The following is a 24,177-nucleotide window of genomic DNA, read 5'->3' as shown; positions in this document are numbered from 1 at the left end:
CCGGATCAGAGGCATTGCGCCATCCGAAGGGGCGACCATTAAATGCAAAAAGGCGACGCCAGCAGCGTCGCCTTTTGTTTTTAAGCACGCTCTCAGTCATTGTCGAAACGCGCTATCCATTTGTTTAAGAATGTCTTTATCCCGAAACCGGTTCCCACTTTCGGGAGACATGCTCTAGTGGTCTGATTTCGACATTTGCATCCTCGGGATATGAGCGCCGAGCAAATGTCGAAATCAAAAAGACCACTAGTAACCTTATGAATCTAGTGGATTTTTCGAATTTGACGTTTGAAACGAGATTTATATCGGACGGGTATCAAACGTCAAATTCAATCCACTAGTCACGCAGCAATTCGTTGATCGAGGTCTTGGAGCGGGTCTTTTCATCGACACGCTTGACGATCACGGCGCAATAGAGGCTCGGACCCCAGTTTTCGCCGGGAACGTTCTTGCCCGGCATGGTGCCTGCAACGACGACCGAATAGGGCGGCACTTCGCCATAGAAGACTTCGCCGGTTGCGCGATCCACGATCTTGGTCGATTTGCCGATGAAGACGCCCATGCCGAGGACCGAACCTTCACGCACGATGCAGCCTTCAACGACTTCCGAGCGGGCACCGATGAAACAATTGTCTTCGATGATGGTTGGACCGGCCTGCATCGGCTCCAGAACGCCGCCGATGCCGACGCCGCCGGAAAGGTGAACGTTCTTGCCGATCTGTGCGCAGGAGCCGACGGTCGCCCAGGTGTCTACCATGGTGCCTTCATCGACATAAGCGCCAAGATTGACGAAGGATGGCATCAGGATCGCGTTTGGCGCGATATAGGCCGAGTGGCGCACGATGCAGTTCGGTACGGCGCGGAAGCCTGCCTTTTCGAATTCATTGGCTGTCCAACCATCGAATTTCGACGGCACCTTGTCCCACCAGGAGGACTGGCCGGGGCCGCCCTTGATGACTTCCATCGGGTTGAGACGGAAGGAGAGCAGAACTGCTTTCTTCAGCCATTGGTTGACTTGCCAGTTGCCGTCCGCCTGTTTTTCTGCGACACGGGCTTCACCGCGGTCGAGCAGAACGAGCGATTGTTCGACGGCTTCGCGCACTTCGCCGCGCGTTGCCGTGTTGATACCGTCGCGCTCGTCAAAAGCCTTGTCGATTGTCTTCTCAAGGGAGGCGAGGTCTGGCTTGGTCATAGGGTGCGATCTCCATGAAGGGGCGGCGGAAGGCAGGCGTGGACAAGTCCGGCCTGTTTGCTGGGAAATTGATTAAGCGAAGGCGTCATGAGGGTCAATGTCGTTCGTGATCCGATTGCAGTGCCACGTTTGAGACAGATTAAGCATTTAGCGCCAGAATGGATGCTGTTATACCAAAACCCGATGAGCTTGACTCATTGAGTTCTGGTTAAGCCGGTGCGGCAATTGAGCATTTTCAGGGCCTGATGCGTCAGCATCTCAGCGCCCTGGTATTACGCGTTGAATGGCGATAATGAAGGAGCAGGTGAGAGCATGAACCCGATGGAGAAGTCTGGCTGGACGCCATTCCCGAATTCTGAGGAAGCGGTCAAGCAGGCGCGCACCGTACCGCAGACGCCACAGACCGAAGCCCCTGCCTATCGCCTTGCTTTCACGGACGATGATTTCCTGACGCGGCGCGAACTGCGGCCGATCCGGCTGCAGCTTGAGCTTCTGAAACCTGAAATGATTCTGGCCGACCGGGGTATCAAGTCCACTGTCGTCATGTTTGGTGGTGCGCGCATTCCGGAGCCCGGCGGCGAGGCATGGGCAGCCAAGAACGAGGTTCAGAAGAAGAACCTTGAAGCCAATGCGCATTATTACGAAGAAGCGCGCAAATTCGCGCGGCTTTGTTCCGAATATTCGGCAACGACCTATTATCGCGAATTCATCGTGGTGACGGGCGGCGGTCCCGGCGTCATGGAAGCAGGCAATCGCGGAGCCGCCGATGTCGGTGCGCCGACGATCGGTCTCAACATTGTGCTGCCGCATGAACAGGCACCCAACGCCTATGTTACGCCTGACCTTTGCTTCAACTTCCATTATTTCGCGATCCGCAAGATGCATTTCCTGATGCGGGCCAAGGCGATCTGCGTGTTCCCCGGCGGCTTTGGAACGATGGACGAGCTTTTCGAGGCGATGACCCTGATCCAGACCAACCGTATGGAGCGCGTGCCGCTGATCCTGTTTGGCAAGGAATTCTGGACGAAGGCGATCAATATCGAGTTTCTGGCCGAGCAGGGCACGATTTCGCCTGCCGATATCGAACTGCTCAACTTTGTCGAAACCGCCGACGAAGCCTGGGAGCAGATCAAGGATTTTTACAAGCTCTGATTGTGTCCTGAGGGACTGATGGAATCGCGCCCGGTTTTCTTAAGACCGGGCGTTTTCGTTTTCGTCATAGGCACGAGGGCGGTGAACGAGTGTCACCAGCACGACCGAGATAATCATCAGGAGATACCACGAGCCGAGCTTGCTCATTGAAACGAGTTCCCAGCCATTGCGCTGGTTCGGATAAAGCCAGGCCTTCGACCATGTGCCGATGTTCTCGGCAATCCAGATGAAGAGCGAGGTCAGCAGAAAGGCGACCAGCAACGGCATTTTGTGCCGGAAGCGGAAGACGCGGTAATGCATCGTCGTGCGCCAGAAAAGGACGAAGGTCGCAGCAAACAGCAGCCAGCGCATATCCCAGATGAAGTGGTGTGCGAAGAAATTGATATAGATTGCGGCGGCCAGAACAACGGTCATCCAGAGCGGTGGATAGTGGTTCAGCCTTATATCGAAGATGCGGTTGATGCGCGCCATATAGGAGCCGACAGCTGCATACATGAAGCCGGAAAACAGAGGAACGCCGCCAATGCGGAAGAAGTTTTCCTCCGGATAGACCCATGAACCGGCATGGGTCTTGAACACTTCCATCGCTGTGCCGACGACATGGAAGATAAGGATGACCTTGGCTTCCTCCCACGCCTCCAGCTTGAAGACCAGCATGGCAAGCTGGATCGCAAGCGCGGACAGGAACAGAAAATCGTAGCGCGTGATGAAACCTGCGCCGCCATCCGGCCAGAACCAGCGGGTCAGCATGATGAGCGCCAGCATGGCGCCACCGAAAAGGCAGGCCCATGCCTGTTTCAGCCCGAAGACCAGAAACTCGATCAGCGCATCGCTGATCCGGTGACGGGGCAGATTGTCGAGAAGGCGGTGGGCGGCCTTGTCGATGCGTTTTTCAAGGCCGGTGAATTGCCTATCTTCGTGCAATGATTTCTTCCAGAAACTGGGTCAGATTATCGGTCACATAGTCCACCTGATCGGTGAACTCGGGATCGCTTTCCCATATTTCGGAGAATGTAGGCTCAAAATTGTTCGGCACGACCAGCACGGTTTTCATGCCGAGGGCTTTGGGAACGACCAGATTGCGCGCCAGATCCTCAAACATCACGGCCTTGCCCGCATCGATGCCAAAAGCGCCGAGGAAGCGGTCATAGGTGACCCGTTCAGGCTTCGGTGTCAGGCCAGCTGCGACAATGTCGAAAATATCGTCGAAATCATCGAGGATTCCAAGCTGACTGGCAGCGCGCTCGGCATGGCCGCGATCACCATTGGTAAAGATGAAGCGACGGCCCGGCAGTGCCTTGATCGCCTGCCCGAGAGCCGGATCAGGTGTCAGCCAGGAATAGTCGATGTCATGGACTTGTCTCAGAAAGTCGTCCGGATCGATCTGATGGCACTCCATCAGACCTTTCAGCGTGGTGCCATATTCCAGATAGAACTGCTTCTGAATCTTGCGCGCTTCGTCACGCGGCAGTTTCAGCAAAGTCTCGACATAGCTCGTCATCTTCACGTCGATCTGCGAGAACAGATTGGCGGCGTGCGGGTAGAGCGTGTTGTCGAGGTCGAACACCCAGTCAGTGACATGGGCGAAGGCAGCTCTGTCCGGAATATCGGTCATGGTCGATCCTTAAGGCACGATAAGCGCGCATCTTATCCGAAAACCGTTTCACACTTTTCGGGATGCGCTCTATGGCACGATCAAGGTGCCGGCACCATGTTCGGTGAAAAGCTCCAGCAGCACGGAATGCGGGGTCTTGCCATTCAGAATGACAACGCCTTCGACGCCCCGGCGGATTGCTTCGATGCAGGTTTCCACCTTGGGGATCATGCCACCGGAAATGGTGCCGTCCTTGATGAGCGCCTGCGCATCGGCAACGGACAGTTCCTTGATGAGGTTTTTGTCCTTGTCCAGCACGCCCGGAACGTCGGTCAGGAACAGGAGGCGCGTTGCGGCGAGCGCCCCGGCAATCGCGCCTGCGAAAGTGTCGGCGTTGATATTGTAGGTATGGCCGTCGCGACCCGGTGCGACCGGCGCAATGACCGGGATCATTTCGGAACGCGCCAGAAGATCGAGCAGGGTGCGGTCGACTTCCGCGGGTTCACCGACGAAGCCGAGGTCCAGCACCTTCTCGATATTGGAATCCGGGTCGATGACGGTCTTGTGCGCTTTCTGCGCAAAGACCATGTTGCCGTCCTTGCCGCAAAGACCGATCGCCCATTCGCCTTCGGCATTGATGAGGGCGACGATTTCCTTGTTGATGGAACCGGCCAGAACCATTTCCACCACTTCGACGGTCTTTTCGTCGGTGACGCGCAAGCCGCCTTCGAAGCGGGATTCGATGCCGAGCTTGGTCAGCATGGCCTGAATCTGCGGGCCGCCGCCATGCACGACAATCGGATTGATGCCCGACTGTTTCAGAAGCGCGATATCGCGCGCGAAGGCCTTGCCCAGTTCCGGATTGCCCATGGCGTGGCCGCCATATTTCACAACGACATGCTTGTTCTCGTAGCGCTGCATATAGGGCAGGGCCGCGGATAGGAGTTGCGCTTGCATTTCGGGATTTTCAAGTGTCGTCATCGCGGGCTCCATGGCTGGCGACAGGGCAAAAAGAGGCAGGCTTTTCTAGACCGGATTCATCGCAATTGGAATCCGCAGATGCTTATTTTTCGCTTTCCCGGTCGCGATTATTTGAATTTGCAGCTCGAAACCTGCCCAACAAAAAGCCGGTCTGCGCTCTATGCAGGTTTTTTACCCGGAATGATTTTCAGAGACCGCATCATGTGCAAAATATTCCTCACTGTTCTTACCTGCCTGCTTGGCACATCAGCATCCTGTGCTGCGCCTGCAGCAACGACTGAAACGATCATCCTCATCCGGCATGGAGAAAAGCCCAAAGGCGGCATGGGACAGCTCAGCTGTCGTGGGCTCAATCGTTCCTTGAAACTGCCTGCCGTCATTGCAAAAGATTTCGGCAAGCCCGATGCCATTTTTGCGCCCGATCCTGCCAAGGAAAAGAAGGATAGCGGCATTTCCTATGCCTATAACCGACCGCTGGCGACGGTGGAGCCGACCGCCATCCGATTTCAGATGCCGGTCGATACGCGCTTCGGTTATGACGAGATCGGCAAATTGCAGGCGGTACTTGGGCAGCCGCAATACAACAATGCGACGATACTGGTTGGCTGGGAACACAAGCAGCTCTACAAGCTGGCCAGAAATCTGCTCAAGGACAATGGGGGAGATAAAGCTGCGGTGCCGAAATGGCGCGGCAATGATTTCGACAGCATCTATGTGCTGCATATCCAGCGCGGCGACGGGCACACGACTGCCCGTTTCGAGCGCCTCAATGAAGGGCTGGACGGGCAGCCTGAAAGCTGCCCGAGCTAGAGCATGTCCCCAAAAGTGGGAACCGGTTTTGGGATTAGGACATGCGTGAGAATAGGTAGTATCAGGCTTCCTTGATAAGCAATGCGATTGCTGCACGCAGCTCGTCGAGGCCTTCGCCCTTTTCCGACGATGTTGCGATGATGCCCGGAAAGCAGGCGGCACGCTTGTAGGTAAGCTTGTGCGTTTCTTCCAGAAGGCGCGGTACGCCCGCGGGCTTGATCTTGTCGATCTTGGTGAGCACGATCTGGTAGGAGACGGCCGCCTTATCAAGAAGATCGAGCACTTCCGCGTCGTTCTTCTTGATGCCATGGCGGGCATCGATCAGCACATAGACACGTTTCAGTGTGGTGCGTCCGCGCAGATAATCGAACACAAGGCGCGTCCAGGCATCGACCTGTGCTTTCGGTGCTTCGGCGAAACCGTAGCCCGGCATGTCGACCAGTGCGAGCGGTGGCAGATCGCCGTTTTCGCCGGAATAGCCGTCCGGCACGAAATAGTTCAGTTCCTGCGTGCGGCCCGGCGTATTGGATGTACGTGCAAGGCCCTTCTTGTTGACGAGCGCGTTGATCAGTGACGACTTGCCGACATTGGAGCGGCCTGCGAAAGCGATTTCGACCGGACCTTCCGGCGGCAAGAATTTCATCGATGGCACGCCACGGATGAAGATCCACGATTTCTTGAAAAGCAGGCGTCCTTCCTCGACGAGTGCCGCCTGGACTTCCCGGACCGCATCCGCCGCTGCCTGAGCGGCCCTGATCGCCGCTTGCTTCTTATCCTGCTGGTTCAATGGTTCTGTCCCGGTCGGTATGTTCTCTTGTGTACACGCATCAATGTTATGAGCCGTATTGTCAACATGAAGGCACAAAAAACCCCGCCGAAGCGGGGTTCTTTCAAGTCTATTTCTTCGCCTCTTTCGGCTTTCGCTTGAAGAGACCCTTGAGATTGTCGAAGAGCTCGATCTTCACGCCCTGGCGCTTCATGATGATGCCCTGCTGCGTAATGGAGAGCAGGTTGTTCCATGCCCAGTAGATCACGAGACCAGCCGGGAAAGAAGCCAGCATGAAGGTGAAGATCACTGGCATCCAGGTGAAGATGGCAGCCTGCGTCGGGTCTGGAGGCGTCGGGTTCATGCGCATCTGCAGGAACATGGTGATGCCCATCAGGAGCGGCCAGACGCCGATCATCAGGAAGTGCGGCACGCCGAAAGGCAAGAGGCCGAACAGGTTGAAGAGCGAGGTCGGATCGGGCGCTGCAAGATCCTGAATCCAGCCGAAGAACGGCGCATGGCGCATTTCGATGGTGACATAGAGCACCTTGTAGAGTGCGAAGAACACCGGAATCTGCACCAGCACCGGCCAGCAACCGGCGAGAGGATTGATCTTCTCTTCCTTGTAGAGCCGCATCATTTCCTGCTGCTGCTTCATCTTGTCATCCGCATATTTCTCGCGGATTTCAGTCAGCTTCGGCTGCACCAGCTTCATGCGTGCCATCGACTTGTACGACTTGTTGGCAAGCGGGAAGAACAGGCCCTTAAGGAGAACAGTGACGACCAGAATGGCGACGCCGAAATTGCCCGAGAACTTGTAGATCCAGTCGATGAGGTAGAACATCGGCTTGGTGATGAAGTAGAACCAGCCCCAGTCGATCAGCAGTTCGAACTGCTTGATACCGAGCTTTTCTTCATAGGCCTTGATGTTGGAAACGACTTTAGCACCGGCGAAGACGTGGTTCTTCAGCGTCTGTGCCTGGCCGGGTGCAATGGTCATCGGCGCGCCGAGGAAGTCGGTCTGGTAGCGCGGGCGATCATTGGTGAAATGCGAGAAGCGACCGGTGAACTTTTCGTCCTGCGGCGGAACGAGCGTTGCCGCCCAGTACTTGTCGGTGATGCCGAGCCAGCCACCGCTCACGTCCTTGAACGAGATGTCCTTGTCGTCTTCGACCTTGGAATACTTGATTTCCTGCAGGCCGTCCTGACCCATGACGCCGATCAGGCCTTCATGAAGCACATAGGTGGCGCTGGCATGTTCCGGCTGGTTGAAGCGGGTCACGCGGCCATAGGAGGCCAGCGAGATCGGCGCGCCGGTATTGTTGGTGATCGTGTCTTCAACGGCGAACATATAGGCGTCGTCGACCGAAATGACGCGCTTGAAGGTGATGTTCTTCTCGTTGGTATAGGTCAGCGTGACCGGCGTGGATGGCGTCAGCTTGTTGTTGCCTTCCACGGTCCAGACCGTGTTCGGACCCGGAACCGGGCCGGTCGTGTCGTTGCCGGTGAAGCCGAGTTCGACGAAATAGCCCTGCTTCAGCGCCGAGGGCGCAAGCAGTTCGATCTGAGGCGAATTATCATCGACGGTCTCGTGATATCTCTTCAGGAAGAGATCATCGAGGCGCGCGCCGGTCAGGTTGATCGAACCGCGCAGCGAAGGCGTATCGATTTCGACGCGCTGCGTCTGGGCAACGGCTGCCTCGCGGGTCAGCGTGCCGCCAGCGGCTGCAACATCGCTATGGCCGGGAATATTTCCGGACGTGGCGGGCATCTGCGGCGTGTCGCCACTTTGCGCCTGTTGTTGCGTCGCCTGTTGTTTCTGCTGCTGCTGCTGCTGCTCCTCAATGCGTGCCTGCTCCCGCTGGGCTTCCGTTTTCGGACCCAGATAAAACACTTGCCACAGCGTTAGCACGAGGATGGACAGGGCAATGGTGATGAAGAAATTACGATTATTTTCCATTGACGGGTCCTGATTCCGGTCTTTCCGTTCGGCGTTTCCCATCGCCCCGCCGTTCACCCTTCGCCTTGATGCGGCGGGAGAGTTCTTCGGTCAGTCGCGAAAAGGGCGCAGTGAGGGCTTGCTCGCGCGCTACGATCACATAGTCGGTCGAAGGCGCCATGTCACGCCCTGCGTGACAACGAACCGCTTCTCTCAGCCTGCGGCGGATGCGGTTTCGTATCACGGCGTTGCCGTTTTTCTTCGTTACGGTGAAACCTGCACGGGGTTTTTCGCCGATTTTGGCGGTTTGCGATTCTTCTTCGGTCCGCTCGCGGACTTCGAGAAGAAACAGTGGACCACGTCGCTTTTCACCATTCCTCAAAGCCAAAAACTCCGCTCTCTTGCGAAGGCGGAGTATTTGTTTCGGCTTGTTCATTTCTTTATTCACCGCGCTGCAGCGCGGGAAAAGATTAAGCGGAAAGCCGCTTACGGCCGCGCGAACGGCGAGCGGTGAGAACCTTGCGGCCGCCGATGGTTGCCATGCGTGCACGGAAACCGTGACGACGCTTGCGGACGATCTTGGATGGCTGGTAAGTGCGCTTCATTTATTTAATACCGCGGTGTGCGGCCCTTCTTGATTCTGTTTTTCCGTTGAACACGATCTTGTCCGAAAACTGTTTTCCACTTTTCGGGATCACGCTCTATTGAACAGGAGCTGGTTCTTGTCCCTTGCGACGGACAGCACAAAACCATCCGTAAAACCGCGCGGGCGAACGTGACGCGGCTTATAGGGGGAGGGGAGCAAAGAGTCAATGGTGACGGGCGCTAAAGCTTGTCTCCCAAAAGTGGGAGCCGCCTTCGCGGGGAAATCAGTCCACTGGACTGATTTCTGATCCCGCTACGATGGGAAAAAGACATGCTTGATATGATCACAGCTGTGCTTCAATCGCTGCCTTATCGATGACTGACCAGACTTTCCTTATGAGCGTATTCTCGAATTCATAGAAGACATTCTCTGCGAACCGAACCCGTTTACCGTTGACCGGGAGACCGAACAGTAGCCCCTTCGGCGTGCAGTCGAACTGAAGCCGGCTGGCAATATAGGGCGGCTCGCTGACAAGCAATTCTATGTTGAAGCGCAGGTCGGGAATCGCCTCGAAATCCTGTTCCAGCATCGTGCGATAGCCGCCAAGTCCCAAAGGTCTGCCATTATGAATGGCCTCCTCGTGCACATAAAGTCCGAGGTCGTCCCAGTCCTGCCGGTTCAGGCATGCAATATAGTCGCGATAAATCTCGGCGAGTGGTTCCGACATGGCTGTCCTCCTCTTCGGAGCGGTTCCAGTTGGAGCGGTGTCGCTGGAACTGCTCCAAGTATTTGTTTCGTCGCATTATCCTCACGCAAAACCGCTTCGCACTTTTGCTGGAAATGTTCTTTTTACTGAAATTGCATCATTCGGACCGGCATTGGCATTGCCAAAGCAGACTAGGGCTTTAATAAGGATGCGCAACATTTTCACATGCGGGACTGGTCCCGCAGAAGAGCATTATTGAGAGGAGTTCACCATGAGCATCCGTCGCATTGGAGTCGGCCCGCGCATGAGCCAGGCCGTAATTCACGGCAACACTGTTTATCTCGCCGGTCAGGTGGGAAATCCGGGTGCCAGCGTTACCGAACAGACCAAGGCCGTTCTGGCCGAGGTGGACCGCCTTCTCAAGGAAGTGGGCTCCGACAAGACCAAGATCCTTCAGGCCATCATCTGGCTCGCCGACATGAAGGATTTTGGCGAAATGAACGCTGTCTGGGATGCATGGGTCGATCCGGCTCACACGCCTGCCCGCGCCACCGGCGAAGCAGCGCTGGCAACGCCAGACTACAAGGTTGAAGTCATCATCACCGCTGCGGTGTAATTTCTTCAAATCGATGCGAACCCCGTCGAAGCTTCGGTTTCGGCGGGTCTTTTTATTCGCGGATACGTTGCGAAAAGCCGTCGCGTCCGCCCGCGAGCGCTCTTGCGTCGATTGACGCGCGTTTGCGCGCTTCCTCCAGTGTGCCGCCATTCTCGATCCAGCCGTGATCGTACAGATAACCGGGCAGGTAGCCTGACAGGAGGATGCGGTAGTCGAACGGGAAGGTCGGATCCAGCACCCGCGCCATGTGGAAGATGATCGTGGTGCAGTTCGCGGTCAGCGTATTATAGAATTTCGGCTGCTCTGCCAGCTCATTGCCAAGCTCGACATAGGACAGGAAAAGTTCGCGCGCGCCCACCGGCGGCAGCTTCACGCGGTAGCGATAGACGTTTTCCTTGCGGACATTGGTGCGCAGATAAATGATGTCCTGCTCTTCGGCGGCAATCATCGCCAGCTCGTATTTGCGGAAGAAGCCCGCGATGGGCGAATAGACTTCATGGTGTTCGCGGCGGATTTCGCCGGAAAAGACCACATGACGGCCATCCTCGAAGCCGAATGACAGAAGCGTATGGGCGATTGCCGGGCCCGACCAATAGGACAGATAAACGTCCACCGTCGCAATTTTGCTGAGGTCGTAGGTTTCCTCTTTCCAGTTGGGCGTAAAATCTTCTGTCGTTCGCCAGGTGAAATCGCGGACATTGGAAAGGGTGACGATGTCGCCATTGATCTTTCCCGTCACCGTGCGGGCGACGTCGGGCGCCCAGATGCGGTTGAGGGAGGGGCGGACTGTAGACCATGCCCCCAGCATCACCAGCGCCAGAAGGCAGAAGACCAGTCGCCTGCGCCAGCAGCTGTAATGTCTTTCGCCTGCAATCACGCCCAGAGCGATCAGAAGCCAGACGGCGATGATCGATCCGCGCATGGCATCGCCGAAGGGCAACTGGAACCACATGGCAAAGCTGGCCCATATCGCAAAGATAAGGACGAATAAAATGAAGACGAACTTGCCTGCGATGCGGACGGGAGCCGATTTCAGGAGAGATGACATATGCATTCCGTATTCGTCGGTTGCCGCTGCCAGGAATTATTCTGTGTGCGGAAATCGGCGGGATACTGACATGATTTGCATCCCTATGTCATGGGGTAACGGTTAGAATAGTAAATTTAAGTTTCTACATTAGAAACCGTAGAAAGTTATTGGTGTGTCAGGGCTTATTTCTTTACTGCCATTGCTTCGCCGCGCGGGCGGGAAACAGGCTTGCGGTTGCGGGCGTGCGGACGCACCAGACGCCATAGAAGCAGTGCGCTGACGATCCCGGCATAGATGACCGGTTCGGCGGGCCAGCTTTTCACCGACATGATGAAATGGATCGCGCCGCCAGCGATTGCGACATAGACCAGCTTGTGCAGGCTGTTCCAACGACGGCCGAGCTTGCGGATCGACCAGTTGTTGGAGGTAAGCGCCAGCGGCACCAGCAGGACCAGGCTGATCATGCCGATGGTGATGAAAGGCCGTCGCACGATATCGGTGACGATGGCGGAAATGTTCAGGCCCTGATCCAGCACCATATAGGTGGCGAAGTGCATCAGCGCATAATAGAAGGCGAGCAGGCCGAGCGCCCGACGGTAGCGCAGAAAAGCCATGCCTGTCAGGTCGCGGATCGGCGTTACCATGAGGGTCAGAATGAGAAAGCGCAGAGCCCACAGGCCAAGCGTGTGTTCGAAAGTCTTGACCGGATCGGCACCAAGGTTGCCGCTTGCGCCCAGATAGAACGTCCAGACTGCCGGAACGAAACCGACCGCATAAAGCAGCCAGATCTTCCATTCACCGGGACGAACTGTCTTCTTTTTGCCTGTCTGGGCCGCTGCTGCCATGTCAGTAATTCACCTTCAGGTCCATGCCCGCATAAAGTGAGGCGACTTCCTCGCCATAACCGTTGAACGGCAAGGTGGGGCGGCGGCCCGAACCCAAAAAGCCGCCTTCGCCGATACGCCGTTCGGTCGCCTGGCTCCAGCGCGGATGATCGACCTCCGGATTCACATTGGCATAGAAGCCATATTCGTTAGCGGCCTGCTGCTGCCATGAGGTTGGCGGCTGCTTTTCGACAAAGCTGATCTTCGTGATCGCCTTGATCCCCTTGAAACCGTATTTCCAGGGCACCACGAGCCGGATCGGCGCGCCGTTCGCATTGGGCAATGTCTCGCCGTAAAGGCCGGCCGAAAGGATCGTCAGCGGATGATTGGCTTCATCGAGACGCAGGCCTTCGATATAGGGCCAGTCGAGAACCTGAAAGAGGCCGGTCTGGCCCGGCATTTCTTCCGGTCGCACGATGCCGGTAAGGGCGATGTATTTGGCGGAGCCAAGCGGCTCCACCTGCGACAGAAGGCTTGCGAGCGGAAATCCGATCCACGGAATGACCATCGACCATGCCTCGACGCAGCGCATCCGATAGATGCGTTCTTCAAGCGGCATCCTGGCAATCAGTTCCTGAATGTCGAATTCCTTCGGCTGTTTCACGAGGCCATCGACGGTGAGCTTCCAGGGCAGCGGCTTGTAGCTGCCGGAATTGGCGGAAGGGTCGCTCTTGTCGGTGCCGAATTCATAGAAATTATTGTAGGTCGTGACAGCATCCTGCGGTGTCAGCTTTTCATCGACCTTATAGGCGGAAGCCTTCGCCTTGAGCGGTTCGGCAAAGGCGGTTGGTGCAACACCAGCCGCGGCCAGCGCACCCGCGCCAACCATGAAGTTGCGACGGTTCAGATAGAGGCTCTTGGGCGTCACCGCGTCATAAGTGAGACGGGCGGATGAAAAACGCCCGGGTTTGAAGCTGCTCATGGTCTCTCCCACTTCCAAAACGATTAGCCTGCTGTTGCAGATACGATCCCACGTAAAGGCGTCAAAAGCATGGATAATTTGCGAACACGATGTTGTTCACGCATTGTTGAGATCGCGTGAAGGCGTAACAGAATTGTAACACAATGTAACTTTTCGTGCATTCTGCCATATTCTCGCTAAAACTCTGCTGTTAACGGCATTACATTAGCGCATCCCGAAAGCACTTCCCGCAAAAGCATGGGCGATTTCGGAGAGATGTGTCGGGTCATGTGATTATCGCCGGCAGGGGTGGGGACGCACCCGGGAAGAGCTGCCTTCAAACCTTCGTTAACGTCTCATTGGCTATATTGAGATCATGGTAAAGAAGATGTTTATTGCCGCTTTGGCGGCAGCTGCATTCACGGTGGCGGCCGGCTCGGCTCTGGCCGAAGGACAGCCCGTTTCGACGAACGGTCAGGGCAAGGTTCTGAGCGCTATTGCTGCATCGATGAAAGAAGAGCAGGGCGCTCCCAAGCTGGGTGAAGGCGTGACAATGCGCGAGAAGAAAATGGATACGGAAACGACCCCGGAACAGAATTTTTCGCGCAGCAAGCAGTTCATTCATCGCTTCTACAAGCCGGAAAATGCTTCGAACGAACTGGTGATCCTGCTGCACGGTTCGGGTGGCAATGAAACCAGCCTTGTGCCGCTGGCTTCCAAGATCTGGCCGCGCGCCACACTGCTCGGCATTCGCGGTCGCGTGATGCAAGATGGCGGTACACGCTGGTACAAGCGCATCTCGCCGGTCAAGTTCGACCAGAAGGACGTGAAGCTCGAAGCCAATGCATTCGTGACCTTTTTGACGCGTCTGGCCGATGACAAGGATCTCGACCTCACCCACGCAACCTTCGTGGGCTATTCGAACGGCGCCAATCTTCTGGCTGCAACCATGATGCTGCACCCCGATCTGGTGAAGCGCGCCATTCTGATGCGCTCGATGCCGGTTCTGGATAACGCCCCTGTCGCCAATCTGAGCAAGGCGCGCGTTCTGACCATCACAGGCGAAGAGGACAAGCTCTATTCACCGTTTGCGCCAGCGCTTTCCGCACTTCTGCGCTCCGGTGGCGCCCGCGTCGATGCCCGCACCATCGATGCGGATCATATGCTGGGTGAAAAGGATATCGCCGCCATCACTCAATGGGTGGCATCGCTCGGACCAGATGGCGCGCCTGCGGTTGCAAGACGCGGACAATAATATCGACTTGATTGAAGCCCGGTCAGTCTCCTTGATCGGGCTTTGCTTCATGCATTTGGGCGATAGCGAAAGTGGCCGGTAATGGGGAACTCAAACAGCCGGTCTTCAATCCGGGTTCCCGCACCAATATTGTGAACAACCAAAGGACGTGTGCCCTCGGCGTTATAGCGCTGTGTAACGATGGCTATATGCGGCAGGCTTCCCGGAAGCATCTGCGCGACGAGATCGCCGGGACGATAATCCTCAGCAACTTTTGTAACCGGTAAGGCCGCTTTGCTCCTGTTGAAAAAAACGGCAAGGTTCGGCACGCGACGGTGGTCGATATTCGGGTCGGGGCGCTTCAGGCCCCAGTTTCTCGGATATTGCGTGAAAGCTTTCCGCATATCGTTGTGAACCAAGGCCTGCAGGTCCGCATTCAACCCCTGCCGATAGGCGCGGATGATGACATCGGTGCAGACGCCTCGATCGAGAGGAACGTCCCCGCCGGGATATTCCAGCTGCGTATAGGCGGGGTCATAGTGAACCGTCGTTCCCACCTGGCTTTCCGCTGCCGCAATCAGCTTTTGTGCCCACGGTTCGACCTCAGCCGCAGGGGCGGTTGCGAAAGTCTTTTCGACGAGCAGGGACGTCGAAAAGACTGCCGATACTCCGCCGAGGACAATAGAACGACGTGAAAGCATACTGAAATTCTCCTCCTCCTGTATGAACAGGATAAAACCGCTGAAGATGGATTACGATTGTTGGTCCGGTGTTGGTATGGTCTATTAGCAACTCTAGATTTAAATAAGGAAATCGTATGATTCTAAGAAGTGCTAAAGGTTCTTCTGTCCTGATGGCCGTAATTGGTGCAGCTCTTGTGGCAGGCGGATTTTATTACCAAGCCAGTGGTTCGTCTGTTTCCAGCGCGGATCAACAGCGCTGCGAACAAATCATCCAGAATATTTATGGTGATAATGCCGATGCCAAATCGTCGTTGCTGCCGAAATGCAACGAGCCCGGCATGGTCGCGATGATGGATGCCAGGGCTGGCGGCTCTGGCGCGTCGGAAGCTGCCGCAGCCATTGCCTCTGCCAATCAGACCGACATAACGTCGAATGCATTGGGTTATGGGGTGATGGGCGTCGGTGTTGCGCTGGTGATTTCGGGTCTTTTCGGTGTGGCTCGCGCCAAACGAAACGGTCAGGTCTGAGGATCTGCAAGCAGTCTGCTTGTGTAGATGAAACGGGGAATCAGTCCATTGGACTGTTTCCTCCGCGACCTGCGGCTTCTGTTCAGGGTTTAGAGCGCCGATCTGATTGAATCAGATCGGCGCTCTAATCATTTGTTTTTACGCGCATCTTTTCCGAAAACCGTTTCACACTTTTCGGGATGCGCTCTAATCCGCTATCGAAACCACACCGCAATCCCCGGCCTCGGAGCCGAAGACGAGGCGTTGGCCCTGTTCATCCCAGCCCATGCTGGTGATTGCGCCCTTGCCGGGGCGGCGCAGCAGAACTTCCTTGCTGTCGGCGAAACGAGCAACCAGGATCATGCCGTCATTATAGCCGATGGCTGCAATGTCCTCGACCGGATGGCAGGCAACGGATGTCACCATGCTATCGCCACGAAGACCGAGTTCCAGAGGAGCCTTGCCCATCGGGCCGTCCTTGCCCGCAAAAGGCCAGACGATTGCTGCCGGGGCGCCGGAGGTGGCCAGCCACTTGGCCTTGGCGCTCCACGACCAGTCTTTCACCTTGGCCGGATAGCCGGTCATGCGCATGTGCTTCGTATCTTCGAGACGCCAGCCATGCAGGGCATTTTCCTGCATCGAGGTGATGAGGAAGCGACCATCGGGTGAAAAGATTGCGCCGATATGTGCGCCTTTCCATTCCAGTTCGACAGGCTTCGCCGCCGTTCCGGTCCAGATCAGGGTTGCACCATTATAGCGGGCAATCGCCAGCCGCTGGCCCTTTGGCGCAAAGGCAATGCCTTCGACGCTGCGTTCCTGCGCAAATTCCTGCACCTTGCCGTCAGACGTGCGCACCCAGGCGGTGCGACCCGACGCAAAACCGACAGTTCCGCCAGGGCCTGCTGCCACGGCGGTCATCCATTTGCGCGGGATCTTCGCAAGTTCAGTTACCGTCCCATCGGCGTCGGTACGGCACACGCGACCGTCTTCGCCGCCAGTGATGAGCGACTTTCCGTCAACGGAAACGGTTGCGCTCAACAGTCCGTCATGGGCTGCCGATGTCTTGCTGCCGTTGTTGAGCTGATGGATCGAGCCATCGGCCATTGCGAAGAAGGGAATGCCGCCGACAAAGCGCGCATAAAGACAATGACCTTCAAGGTCGAGCGGAGCTACTGTAGGCATCGGCTTCCGGTATTGTTTATTGATGAGAGCATTTCCAGCAGAAGCGGTTTTGCCGGAAATGCATAGAAATAGGCGGTTAAGCGGTTTCCCGGTTCGAACATAACCGGAAGCGCTTTATCGGGCCTGACTGTTTTCGAAGCCGGCCTTCAGGGCGGCGGGGTCGAGTTCACGTCCGATGAAGACGAGGCGGCTTTCACGCTTTTCGTCTTCCTTCCAGGCACGCTGGTGGTCACCTTCGATGATCATGTGCACGCCCTGCACCACATAGCGGTCCGGATCGTCCTTGAAAGCGATGATGCCCTTGAGGCGCAGAATGTTCGGTCCTTGCGTCTGGGTGATGTTCTGAATCCACGGGAAGAATTTCGCCGGGTCGATTTCACCAGCCCTGAGCGACACCGACTTCACCGTCACATCATGGATCGGTGAGGCGTGATCGTGGTGATGGTCATGATCGCAGTCGGGACCGCACACATGGTCATGGTCGTGATGGTGGTCATGATGATCGTGATCATGCGCATGATGATGATGTCCATGGTCGTGACCATGATGGTCATGATCATGGTCGCAATCCGGTCCGCATACGTGATCGGGATGATCATGGTCGAGAAAGTGCGGATCGTTGTCCAGAACGCGCTTCAGGTCGAAGGCGCCGCGATCCAGCACGCGGTCGAGCGGAATGGAGGCGCGCTCGGTGCGGTGGATGATGGCATGCGGGTTGATGGCGCGAACGGTCGCCTCGATGGCCGCCAGCTCCTGCGGCGTCACGAGATCGGTCTTGTTGATGAGCACGACATCGGCAAAGGCGATCTGGTCTTCCGCCTCGCGGCTGTCCTTCAGGCGCAGCGGCAGGTGCTTGGCATCGACAAGGGCGACAACGGCGTCGAGACCGGTCTTGGCGCGCACGTCATCATCCATGAAGAAGGTCTGCGCAACCGGAACCGGATCGGCAAGGCCGGTCGTTTCCACAACGATGGCGTCGAAACGACCCGGACGGCGCATCAGGCCTTCCACCACGCGGATCAGGTCGCCACGCACGGTGCAGCAGATGCAGCCATTGTTCATTTCGTAGATTTCTTCGTCCGACTCGACGATCAGGTCGTTGTCGATGCCGATCTCGCCGAATTCATTGACGATCACGGCGTAACGCTTGCCGTGATTTTCGGTCAGGATACGGTTGAGAAGAGTGGTCTTTCCCGAACCCAGATAACCGGTCAGAACGGTCACGGGAATGCGGCCAGCTTCAGTGGTCGTCTTGGTTTCAGACGGAGCTTCGGTTTGGGCTTCAGCCTGGCTCATGGTTATGCCTCTTGAAGTTGTGGCCTTTTGAAATCGTGGTCCGGGATGGCCAGTGCGCGACCAGCGCGAGCGGCACAGCACCGAAACCTCGGATAGGACAATTCATATAAGGGAAGGGCAGCGTGAATGCCATATGCAATGCTATAATATTACATTCGCCTAATCACATTCACGCCAGTTGGAACACGGGCCTTGCAGTGTCTAACCTGCCTGATTGGCGAGACGTTGCAATTCGAACCGGGCGAGATCGAACCTGTCGACATCGCGCAGCAGTTCGATAAAGCCCGTCACCGCGTTGGTGATCAGCCTTTCCCCGGCTTCTGCCGTTGCGGCAGCAGCGTTGCCAGCAACCCCTTCCGGGTTGAGATCGTGCATCTTCCAGCCGAAGGCATGAGGGCCATAGGCGCGCAGGAACTTGAATTCCTCGGCGTAACGTGACTGGGCGTTGGAGAAATTGCGTGCCTTCGACATGTCCACCAGATCGGGGCGCAGCGCCAGCATCACCGATGTCTCGATGAAACCGCCATGAATATCGAGCGCTTTTTCCTCCGGCGTAATCAGGCCCTCCGGCAGGCCGAAGCGGGTCCAGCTTGTGGCGACAGTCAGCATGTCGAGCCGTGTGCGCAGTTCCGTTGCAACAATTGTCATCAATGGCGAATTTCCGCCATGCGCGTTCAGCATGACCAGTTTGCGAATGCCGCCAGCGTGAAGGTTTTCACCAATGCCGATCCACTGGTTCACGGCCTCGGCGAAGGCGAGGCTCTGGGTCCCTTCCGTATCCATGTGTTCGATGGAATAGCCGACCGGCTGTGCAGGCAGGAAATTGACGTTCAGTTCGGCAGGCAGCGCATCGCTGACACGCGCGACAATGCCTTCGGCGATGATCGTATCCGTTTCAAACGGCAGGTGAGGCCCATGCTGTTCGTGAGCGCCAAGGGGCAGAACGACAATCATGTCGCTGTTTTGATCGCGCAGGTCGGTCATGTTTTCCTCGCTTTATTTGTTTTATTGGGTCCTGACCCTAACGTCCGTTAGCCATGACAGCAACCGGGCCTTGTTGTTTCATAAGTCGGACAATATTTTACGATATATGGATGGATGGGACTATCGATCAGGCGACAGTAACTGGTTTATTTTGAACAGCGTATCTTGTCCGAAAACCGTTGGATGCTTTTCGGGATGCGCATCAAAGTGCCAACAAGGGCGAGGTGGCGATGAGCAAGGACAATAAGGCGGTTGTACTTTACCGGCTGCAATCCGTGGCAAGACTGTCGCGGACGGTGCTGGCCACGCGGCTTCTGGAACAGGGGCTTTATGCGGGGCAGGATGCAGTCATGTTGCAACTGGCTGCGGAAGACGGGCTGACACCCGGCGTTCTTGCACAGCGGCTGGGTGTGCGTCCGCCGACCATCACCAAAACCATTGCGCGTCTGCAGGGGCAGGGGTTCGTGGCGAAGCGCGCCTCGGAAACCGATCAGCGCCAGTCGCATGTCTATCTGACGCAGACCGGTCTCGAGACCATCAAGGCGATCGAGAAATCCATTCGCAAGACTGAAAAGGATATGCTGAAGGGGCTCGACAAGAAAGATCGCAAGACCTTCCTCAAGATGCTGAGCCGGATGGAGAGCAATCTTGCGCTTCGCGGTGTCACGCGCATTCCCGATGAGCCTGAAACGGAAGCGCTTGAAGAGGACGACGTGGAATAGGCCTGTCGCTTATCAAGCTCTAACTATTTGTTTTGACGCGCATCTTGGCGGGAAACCGTGAAACACTTTTCAAGATGCGTGCTATCGAAAATGCTTCCAATTCAAGGTTTGCAATGGCATAACCGTTCGCAAGACGAACGGTCGCGTCTCACCTTGTCAGGTTGCGGCCGCGTCTCCGACTGCGGCACGGACCATTTTGGGGAGGCGACTTGGCCCAGAAAATAAAGCTATCGACCATCGCTGATGCGCTTGGTGTTTCGACAGCCACAGTTTCGCTCGCTTTGCGCGACAGTCCCCTCGTTGCCGACCAGACTCGCGAGAAGATCAAGGAACATGCCCGCGCCATCGGTTATATCTATAACCGTCGCGCTGCGAGCCTGCGCACCTCACGCTCCGGCATTGTCGGCGTCGTGGTGCATGACATCATGAATCCGTTCTTCGCGGAAATTCTCAAATCCATCGAAACGGAACTGGACCGGTCGCGGCAGACCTTCATCCTGTCCAACCATTATGATCAGCTGGAAAAGCAGCGCACCTTCATGGATACACTTTTGCAGCTCGGCGCGGATGGGGTCATTATGTCGCCCGCTATCGGCACGCCGCCGGAAGACATCCAGCTTGCGGAAGATAACGGCCTGCCGGTCGTGCTGATCGCGCGTAGCGTCGAGGGTGTTCATGCGCCGGTTTTTCGGGGTGACGACGCCTATGGTATCGGTCTCGCCACCAATCACCTGATTTCACTCGGTCATACGCGTATCGCGATGATCGGCGGTACGGATCAGACCTCGACGGGTCGTGACCGTTATCGCGGCTATGTGCAGGCCATGGAAAAGGCCGGGCTCGAGGTTCGCCCCGACTGGCGCATTGCCGGGCCGCGCACGAAACAGGGCGGCTTTGAAGTCGCGCCGCAATTTCTGGCGCTGAAAGACAAGCCGACGGCTGCGGTCTGCTGGAACGATCTGACCGCCATCGGCCTGATGAACGGCATTGCCCGCGCCGGGCTGGTGCCGGGCGAGGACATATCCGTGACCGGCTATGACGATCTCGAGGAAGCGGCCATTGCAACACCAGCGCTGACGACCGTCTGGAACGGACAGCGTGAAGTGGGACGCCGTGCTGCTCGCGCACTGCTTGACCAGCTCAACGGCGTCGAAGTTTCTTCGATGCAGGAACTCATCAAGCCGGAACTGCATATCCGGCAATCGACATCCAAGCCGAAACACGGCTGATTTCCCCCGCTCCGGCTCCGGTTGCAGCCTTTGGGTTAACCGGTCGCCGGTCCCTCACGAACTGCGACATGCTGTCCAGAGGAATCCAGAGGAATATTGTCATGACCAAGCGCGACGCAACCGTTCTGGTGCTCGGAAACTTCAATGATTATGCCGTCGAGCGTCTGTCCGGTGAGTTTTCGGTGCGCCGCATACCACGCGGTGACGCGGCGCTGGTCGATGCCGACTGGGCAGGCGACATATATGGTATTGCCAGCATGTCCACCGTCGATGCGGCGCTGATCGATGCATTGCCCAATCTGAAAATAATCGGCAATTTTGGCGTCGGTTACGATGCGGTCGATGCAAAACATGCCGGTACGAAAAATGTCATGGTCACCAATACGCCTGACGTCCTGACCGATGAAGTAGCCGATACGGCGCTTGGCCTTCTGATTGATACGGTGCGGGAATTGTCGAAGTCGCAGGAATTCCTGCGTGCAGGCAATTGGGTGAAGGAAGGCCGCTATCCGCTGTCGAAGCTATCCTTGCGTGGGCGCAAGGTCGGCATTTTCGGCCTTGGCCGCATCGGCAAGGCGGTCGCCCATCGTGTCGAAGCTTTCGGACTGCCGGTTTCCTATCACAATCGTCGCAAGGCTGAAGGCGTCGCCTACGATTATTATCCGACCCTGCTCGAGCTGGCCAAGGCGGTGGACACACTTATTCTGGTCGCACCGGGCGGCGCGGAAACCGCAAAGGCAGTCAATGCCGAAGTGCTGAAGGCGCTCGGTCCGGACGGTGTGCTGATCAATGTCGGGCGCGGTTCGCTGGTTGATGAAGATGCGCTGGCCGCAGCGCTGAACGATGGCACCATCGCTGCTGCAGGTCTGGATGTTTTCGCGAACGAACCGTCAGTGCCACAAGGCCTGCTTGATGCGCCCAACACGGTTTTGCTGCCGCATATCGCATCCGCATCGCAAAAGACCCGTCAGGCCATGGCGGATCTGGTGATCGACAATCTCATTGCATGGTTCGACACCGGCAAGGCGATCACGCCGGTGCCGGAAACGGTGCATGTGCAAGGCTAAAGCAGTCTGTCAGGCGAGTAGGGGAATATGTTTTGATTGCGGATGACCGCAACGAACTTTTACCCCTACTGTCCTACTGCCTGATGTTGACGCACAGCCTCTCCGAACGCCTCGAATATCTTGCGCGACGGAGCATCGGAATGCGCCCAATATTCCGGGTGCCACTGCACGCCGACGACAAATCCCTTCGCATTCTTCACGGAGACGGCTTCAACCGTACCGTCTTCGGCCACAGCCTCGACTTCAAGCTGCGGTGCAAGCTTGTCGATGGCCTGACGGTGAACGGAGTTCACGCGCACGCTTTCTTCTTTGAGGATTTCCGCAAGGCATGAGTTCGGGTTGAGCTTGATCGGGTGCTGGATGGCGAAGCGCTCGGCCTGGCTTTCGGATTCCGGGGCGCGGTGGTCCATCCGGCCTTCCATTTCCTGAATTTCGGTGGCGAGCGTGCCGCCCAGTGCGACGTTCAGCTCCTGTATGCCGCGGCAGATGGCCAGCACCGGAACACCTTTTTCGATGGCTGCGCGGATGAGTGGCAGCGATGTCGCATCGCGGGCATTGTCATAGGGCTCGAACGCGGCGCTCGGTTCGACGCCATAAAGCGCCGGATTGACGTTGGATTTGGAACCTGTGACGAGAACGCCGTCCACCGCATCCAGAATGGCATCGAGGTCTATTCTGTCGCCAAAACTTGGAACCAGAAGCGGCGTTACACCTGCGACGTCGATGGCGGCTGCCAGATATTGCTGGGGTGCTGCGTGCCAGGTGTAGTTTTCAAATGGCTTTACATCGGTCGGTACGGCAACGAGAGGGCGAGAAGTCTTGGGCATAATGTTCGTATCCACCAGTCGGATTATGCTCTTATCTGCTCTGTTCCTTACTTCTCCGCAATGGGTCGCGCAATCACGAACAGGTGTCGTCTTTCGGCTGCGCCATAGGTCTTTCGTCGTGCCTTCTGTGTATTGTGTTGATTTGAACCGATTTTTACGGTCGAAGATGGTTCAAATGCCGATCTCTATATTCTAGGAAGGTATAAAGAGGGATTGGCAGTTGAGGGGATGAATGACTGACGATCAGCTTTTCTCCGTCAGGGGCAAGGTTATTGCCGTGACGGGAGGGTCTTCGGGGTTGGGCCTGCGCATGGTTCATGTGCTGGCGGGGCACGGTGCGCGCGTGATTTCGATCTCGCGCACCCATGCAGGCGAAAGCATTTGCCCATCGGGCGGCGAAGTGCTCGAAATCATGGCGGATGTAACCCATCCGGATGAAATCGTGCGTGCTTTTGATGAAGCGGAAGAACGCTTCGGACCGATAACGACGCTCTTCAACAATGCCGGTGTCGCGCATATGGCACGCGCGCTCGACACGACGCGCGATATGCTGGAGCATATATTCGAGGTCAATGTCGCCGGTGCGTTTTTTGTGGCGCAGGAAGCAGCGCGCCGCATGATCGAGCGCGGCGAGGGCGGCTCCATCGTCAATACGACCAGCATTCTGGGCGAGCGTCCGCAGAAGGGTGCCGCCGCCTATTCCATGTCCAAGGCCTGCGTGACGCAGATGACGCGGGCACTGGCGCTGGAATGGGCCGCGCACGATATTCGCGTCAACGCGATTTCCCCTGGATGGTTTCCAACGCGAATCAATGAAGATCAGCTGCAAGGCCCTGCCGGGGGCTACTTCAAAGGGCGGAACCCGATGCGGCGCCTCGGCGAGCCTGAGGATCTGGACGGGGTTGTGCTGATGCTGGCTTCCGATGCCAGCCGCTATATGACGGGTTCCGTCATTACCGTGGATGGCGGTCATCAGCTCTGACAAGGTTGGAAGTTTCTTTAGCGGTTATTTCCCGCGTCGTGACTTGTATGGCAGGTTTTTTCTCTAACGGACGGGGGTCTGGCGGTAGAATATCCACATCGACTAATCTGGATTAATTCTCGGGAATGCGGAAACTAACCTGTCCCTGTTCTCCCATTTTAGCCATTTCAGTAATATTAGGACGACTAAAACATGTATGCCGATGGTTGTGATTGCCCGTTGAGGGTTGTGCGTCTGTGGTTTTCCTTAAAAAATATCTGAATACATCTTATGGTGGTTGTCGTGACAGCTTGTGGTTTAATATCCCG

26 protein-coding genes are annotated in these 24,177 nt (G+C 56.6%); 9 read left to right on the top strand and 17 right to left on the bottom strand.

The window, feature by feature from the left end; all coding sequences use genetic code 11:
• Nucleotides 1-337 precede the first annotated feature (337 nt).
• The gene (dapD, locus tag OHI65_RS19165) at nt 338-1,192 is read right to left on the bottom strand and encodes a 2,3,4,5-tetrahydropyridine-2,6-dicarboxylate N-succinyltransferase (RefSeq protein WP_010659422.1); all 855 of its coding nucleotides are present in this window, start codon (nt 1,190-1,192) and stop codon (nt 338-340) included.
• 312 nt (nt 1,193-1,504) lie between these two features.
• Here dapD and OHI65_RS19160 point away from each other — a divergent pair, with 312 nt between their 5' ends.
• The gene (locus tag OHI65_RS19160; protein WP_012091443.1) at nt 1,505-2,344 is read left to right on the top strand and encodes an LOG family protein; all 840 of its coding nucleotides are present in this window, start codon (nt 1,505-1,507) and stop codon (nt 2,342-2,344) included.
• Between the two features lie 39 nt (nt 2,345-2,383).
• Here the strand turns inward: OHI65_RS19160 and OHI65_RS19155 are convergent, their stop codons facing one another.
• From OHI65_RS19155 to argB, 3 genes are all read right to left on the bottom strand, one after another.
• Nucleotides 2,384-3,268 carry a DUF817 domain-containing protein gene (locus OHI65_RS19155; RefSeq protein ID WP_125299982.1) on the bottom strand — a complete coding sequence of 295 codons (885 nt, stop codon included), beginning with the start codon at nt 3,266-3,268 and terminating at the stop codon, nt 2,384-2,386.
• Nucleotides 3,255-3,959 carry a pyrimidine 5'-nucleotidase gene (locus OHI65_RS19150; protein WP_012091445.1) on the bottom strand — a complete coding sequence of 235 codons (705 nt, stop codon included), beginning with the start codon at nt 3,957-3,959 and terminating at the stop codon, nt 3,255-3,257. The genes OHI65_RS19155 and OHI65_RS19150 overlap by 14 nt, the downstream gene beginning before the upstream one ends.
• A gap of 69 nt (nt 3,960-4,028) precedes the next feature.
• Nucleotides 4,029-4,919: an acetylglutamate kinase gene (gene argB, locus OHI65_RS19145; protein ID WP_010659426.1), complete on the bottom strand. Its 891-nt coding sequence runs from the start codon at nt 4,917-4,919 to the stop codon at nt 4,029-4,031.
• 201 nt (nt 4,920-5,120) lie between these two features.
• Between argB and OHI65_RS19140 the strand changes: the two genes are divergently transcribed.
• Nucleotides 5,121-5,729 (top strand): hypothetical protein, encoded by a 609-nt coding sequence (locus tag OHI65_RS19140; protein ID WP_235824392.1) that lies wholly within the window; start codon nt 5,121-5,123, stop codon nt 5,727-5,729.
• A 61-nt stretch (nt 5,730-5,790) separates the two neighbouring features.
• On the opposite strand, the gene yihA is transcribed toward OHI65_RS19140, so the two are convergent.
• The 5 genes from yihA to OHI65_RS19115 form a co-directional block, all read right to left on the bottom strand.
• Complete coding sequence (yihA, locus tag OHI65_RS19135) at nt 5,791-6,417, bottom strand: ribosome biogenesis GTP-binding protein YihA/YsxC (RefSeq protein ID WP_036563705.1); 627 nt, start codon at nt 6,415-6,417, stop codon at nt 5,791-5,793.
• Between the two features lie 208 nt (nt 6,418-6,625).
• The gene (gene yidC, locus OHI65_RS19130; protein WP_125299984.1) at nt 6,626-8,455 is read right to left on the bottom strand and encodes a membrane protein insertase YidC; all 1,830 of its coding nucleotides are present in this window, start codon (nt 8,453-8,455) and stop codon (nt 6,626-6,628) included.
• Entirely contained in the window at nt 8,445-8,870 is a 426-nt protein-coding gene (gene rnpA, locus OHI65_RS19125) for a ribonuclease P protein component (RefSeq protein ID WP_010659430.1), read from the bottom strand. The genes yidC and rnpA overlap by 11 nt, the downstream gene beginning before the upstream one ends.
• A 34-nt stretch (nt 8,871-8,904) precedes the next feature.
• Nucleotides 8,905-9,039, bottom strand: a complete 135-nt coding sequence (gene rpmH / locus OHI65_RS19120; RefSeq protein WP_264358761.1) for a 50S ribosomal protein L34 — start codon at nt 9,037-9,039, stop codon at nt 8,905-8,907.
• A gap of 324 nt (nt 9,040-9,363) precedes the next feature.
• Nucleotides 9,364-9,747: an ester cyclase gene (locus OHI65_RS19115; RefSeq protein ID WP_012091447.1), complete on the bottom strand. Its 384-nt coding sequence runs from the start codon at nt 9,745-9,747 to the stop codon at nt 9,364-9,366.
• Between the two features lie 250 nt (nt 9,748-9,997).
• On the opposite strand from OHI65_RS19115, the gene OHI65_RS19110 reads away from it, so the two are divergent.
• On the top strand, nt 9,998-10,342 hold the full coding sequence (locus OHI65_RS19110) for a RidA family protein (protein WP_071632572.1): 345 nt from the start codon (nt 9,998-10,000) through the stop codon (nt 10,340-10,342).
• A gap of 52 nt (nt 10,343-10,394) precedes the next feature.
• On the opposite strand, the gene OHI65_RS19105 is transcribed toward OHI65_RS19110, so the two are convergent.
• The 3 genes from OHI65_RS19105 to msrP form a co-directional block, all read right to left on the bottom strand.
• Nucleotides 10,395-11,390, bottom strand: coding sequence for a DUF4105 domain-containing protein (locus OHI65_RS19105; protein ID WP_010659434.1), 996 nt, complete (start codon nt 11,388-11,390; stop codon nt 10,395-10,397).
• Between the two features lie 164 nt (nt 11,391-11,554).
• Nucleotides 11,555-12,217 (bottom strand): protein-methionine-sulfoxide reductase heme-binding subunit MsrQ, encoded by a 663-nt coding sequence (gene msrQ, locus OHI65_RS19100; protein ID WP_010659435.1) that lies wholly within the window; start codon nt 12,215-12,217, stop codon nt 11,555-11,557.
• A 1-nt stretch (nt 12,218) separates the two neighbouring features.
• A complete protein-coding gene (gene msrP, locus OHI65_RS19095) occupies nt 12,219-13,178 on the bottom strand; it encodes a protein-methionine-sulfoxide reductase catalytic subunit MsrP (RefSeq protein WP_125299985.1) in 960 nt (319 codons plus the stop codon).
• Nucleotides 13,179-13,533: 355 nt separating this feature from the next.
• Between msrP and OHI65_RS19090 the strand changes: the two genes are divergently transcribed.
• Nucleotides 13,534-14,412: an alpha/beta hydrolase gene (locus OHI65_RS19090; RefSeq protein ID WP_010659437.1), complete on the top strand. Its 879-nt coding sequence runs from the start codon at nt 13,534-13,536 to the stop codon at nt 14,410-14,412.
• 47 nt (nt 14,413-14,459) lie between these two features.
• Here the strand turns inward: OHI65_RS19090 and OHI65_RS19085 are convergent, their stop codons facing one another.
• A complete protein-coding gene (locus OHI65_RS19085; protein ID WP_125299986.1) occupies nt 14,460-15,092 on the bottom strand; it encodes a DUF1287 domain-containing protein in 633 nt (210 codons plus the stop codon).
• Nucleotides 15,093-15,208: 116 nt separating this feature from the next.
• Between OHI65_RS19085 and OHI65_RS19080 the strand changes: the two genes are divergently transcribed.
• Nucleotides 15,209-15,601, top strand: a complete 393-nt coding sequence (locus OHI65_RS19080; RefSeq protein WP_125299987.1) for a hypothetical protein — start codon at nt 15,209-15,211, stop codon at nt 15,599-15,601.
• Between the two features lie 186 nt (nt 15,602-15,787).
• Here OHI65_RS19080 and OHI65_RS19075 read toward each other — a convergent pair whose 3' ends face one another.
• From OHI65_RS19075 to OHI65_RS19065, 3 genes are all read right to left on the bottom strand, one after another.
• Nucleotides 15,788-16,762, bottom strand: a complete 975-nt coding sequence (locus OHI65_RS19075; protein WP_010659440.1) for a WD40 repeat domain-containing protein — start codon at nt 16,760-16,762, stop codon at nt 15,788-15,790.
• A gap of 114 nt (nt 16,763-16,876) precedes the next feature.
• Nucleotides 16,877-18,058, bottom strand: a complete 1,182-nt coding sequence (locus OHI65_RS19070; protein ID WP_010659441.1) for a CobW family GTP-binding protein — start codon at nt 18,056-18,058, stop codon at nt 16,877-16,879.
• A gap of 201 nt (nt 18,059-18,259) precedes the next feature.
• The gene (locus OHI65_RS19065) at nt 18,260-19,042 is read right to left on the bottom strand and encodes a creatininase family protein (RefSeq protein ID WP_125299988.1); all 783 of its coding nucleotides are present in this window, start codon (nt 19,040-19,042) and stop codon (nt 18,260-18,262) included.
• A 230-nt stretch (nt 19,043-19,272) separates the two neighbouring features.
• Between OHI65_RS19065 and OHI65_RS19060 the strand changes: the two genes are divergently transcribed.
• From OHI65_RS19060 to OHI65_RS19050, 3 genes are all read left to right on the top strand, one after another.
• Nucleotides 19,273-19,764 carry a MarR family winged helix-turn-helix transcriptional regulator gene (locus OHI65_RS19060; protein WP_125299989.1) on the top strand — a complete coding sequence of 164 codons (492 nt, stop codon included), beginning with the start codon at nt 19,273-19,275 and terminating at the stop codon, nt 19,762-19,764.
• Nucleotides 19,765-19,973: 209 nt separating this feature from the next.
• Nucleotides 19,974-20,993 carry a LacI family DNA-binding transcriptional regulator gene (locus tag OHI65_RS19055; RefSeq protein ID WP_006471199.1) on the top strand — a complete coding sequence of 340 codons (1,020 nt, stop codon included), beginning with the start codon at nt 19,974-19,976 and terminating at the stop codon, nt 20,991-20,993.
• Between the two features lie 101 nt (nt 20,994-21,094).
• Entirely contained in the window at nt 21,095-22,060 is a 966-nt protein-coding gene (locus OHI65_RS19050) for a 2-hydroxyacid dehydrogenase (RefSeq protein WP_010659444.1), read from the top strand.
• A 65-nt stretch (nt 22,061-22,125) separates the two neighbouring features.
• Here OHI65_RS19050 and OHI65_RS19045 read toward each other — a convergent pair whose 3' ends face one another.
• Entirely contained in the window at nt 22,126-22,887 is a 762-nt protein-coding gene (locus OHI65_RS19045; protein ID WP_094514108.1) for a gamma-glutamyl-gamma-aminobutyrate hydrolase family protein, read from the bottom strand.
• 232 nt (nt 22,888-23,119) lie between these two features.
• Between OHI65_RS19045 and OHI65_RS19040 the strand changes: the two genes are divergently transcribed.
• Nucleotides 23,120-23,869, top strand: coding sequence for an SDR family NAD(P)-dependent oxidoreductase (locus OHI65_RS19040; protein WP_012091458.1), 750 nt, complete (start codon nt 23,120-23,122; stop codon nt 23,867-23,869).
• The last annotated feature ends 308 nt before the right edge of the window (nt 23,870-24,177 follow it).

Source organism: Brucella sp. MAB-22, assembly GCF_025908475.1.
Classification (GTDB): Bacteria; Pseudomonadota; Alphaproteobacteria; order Rhizobiales; family Rhizobiaceae; genus Brucella; species Brucella anthropi.
This window is presented reverse-complemented; position numbering and strand designations above follow the sequence as displayed.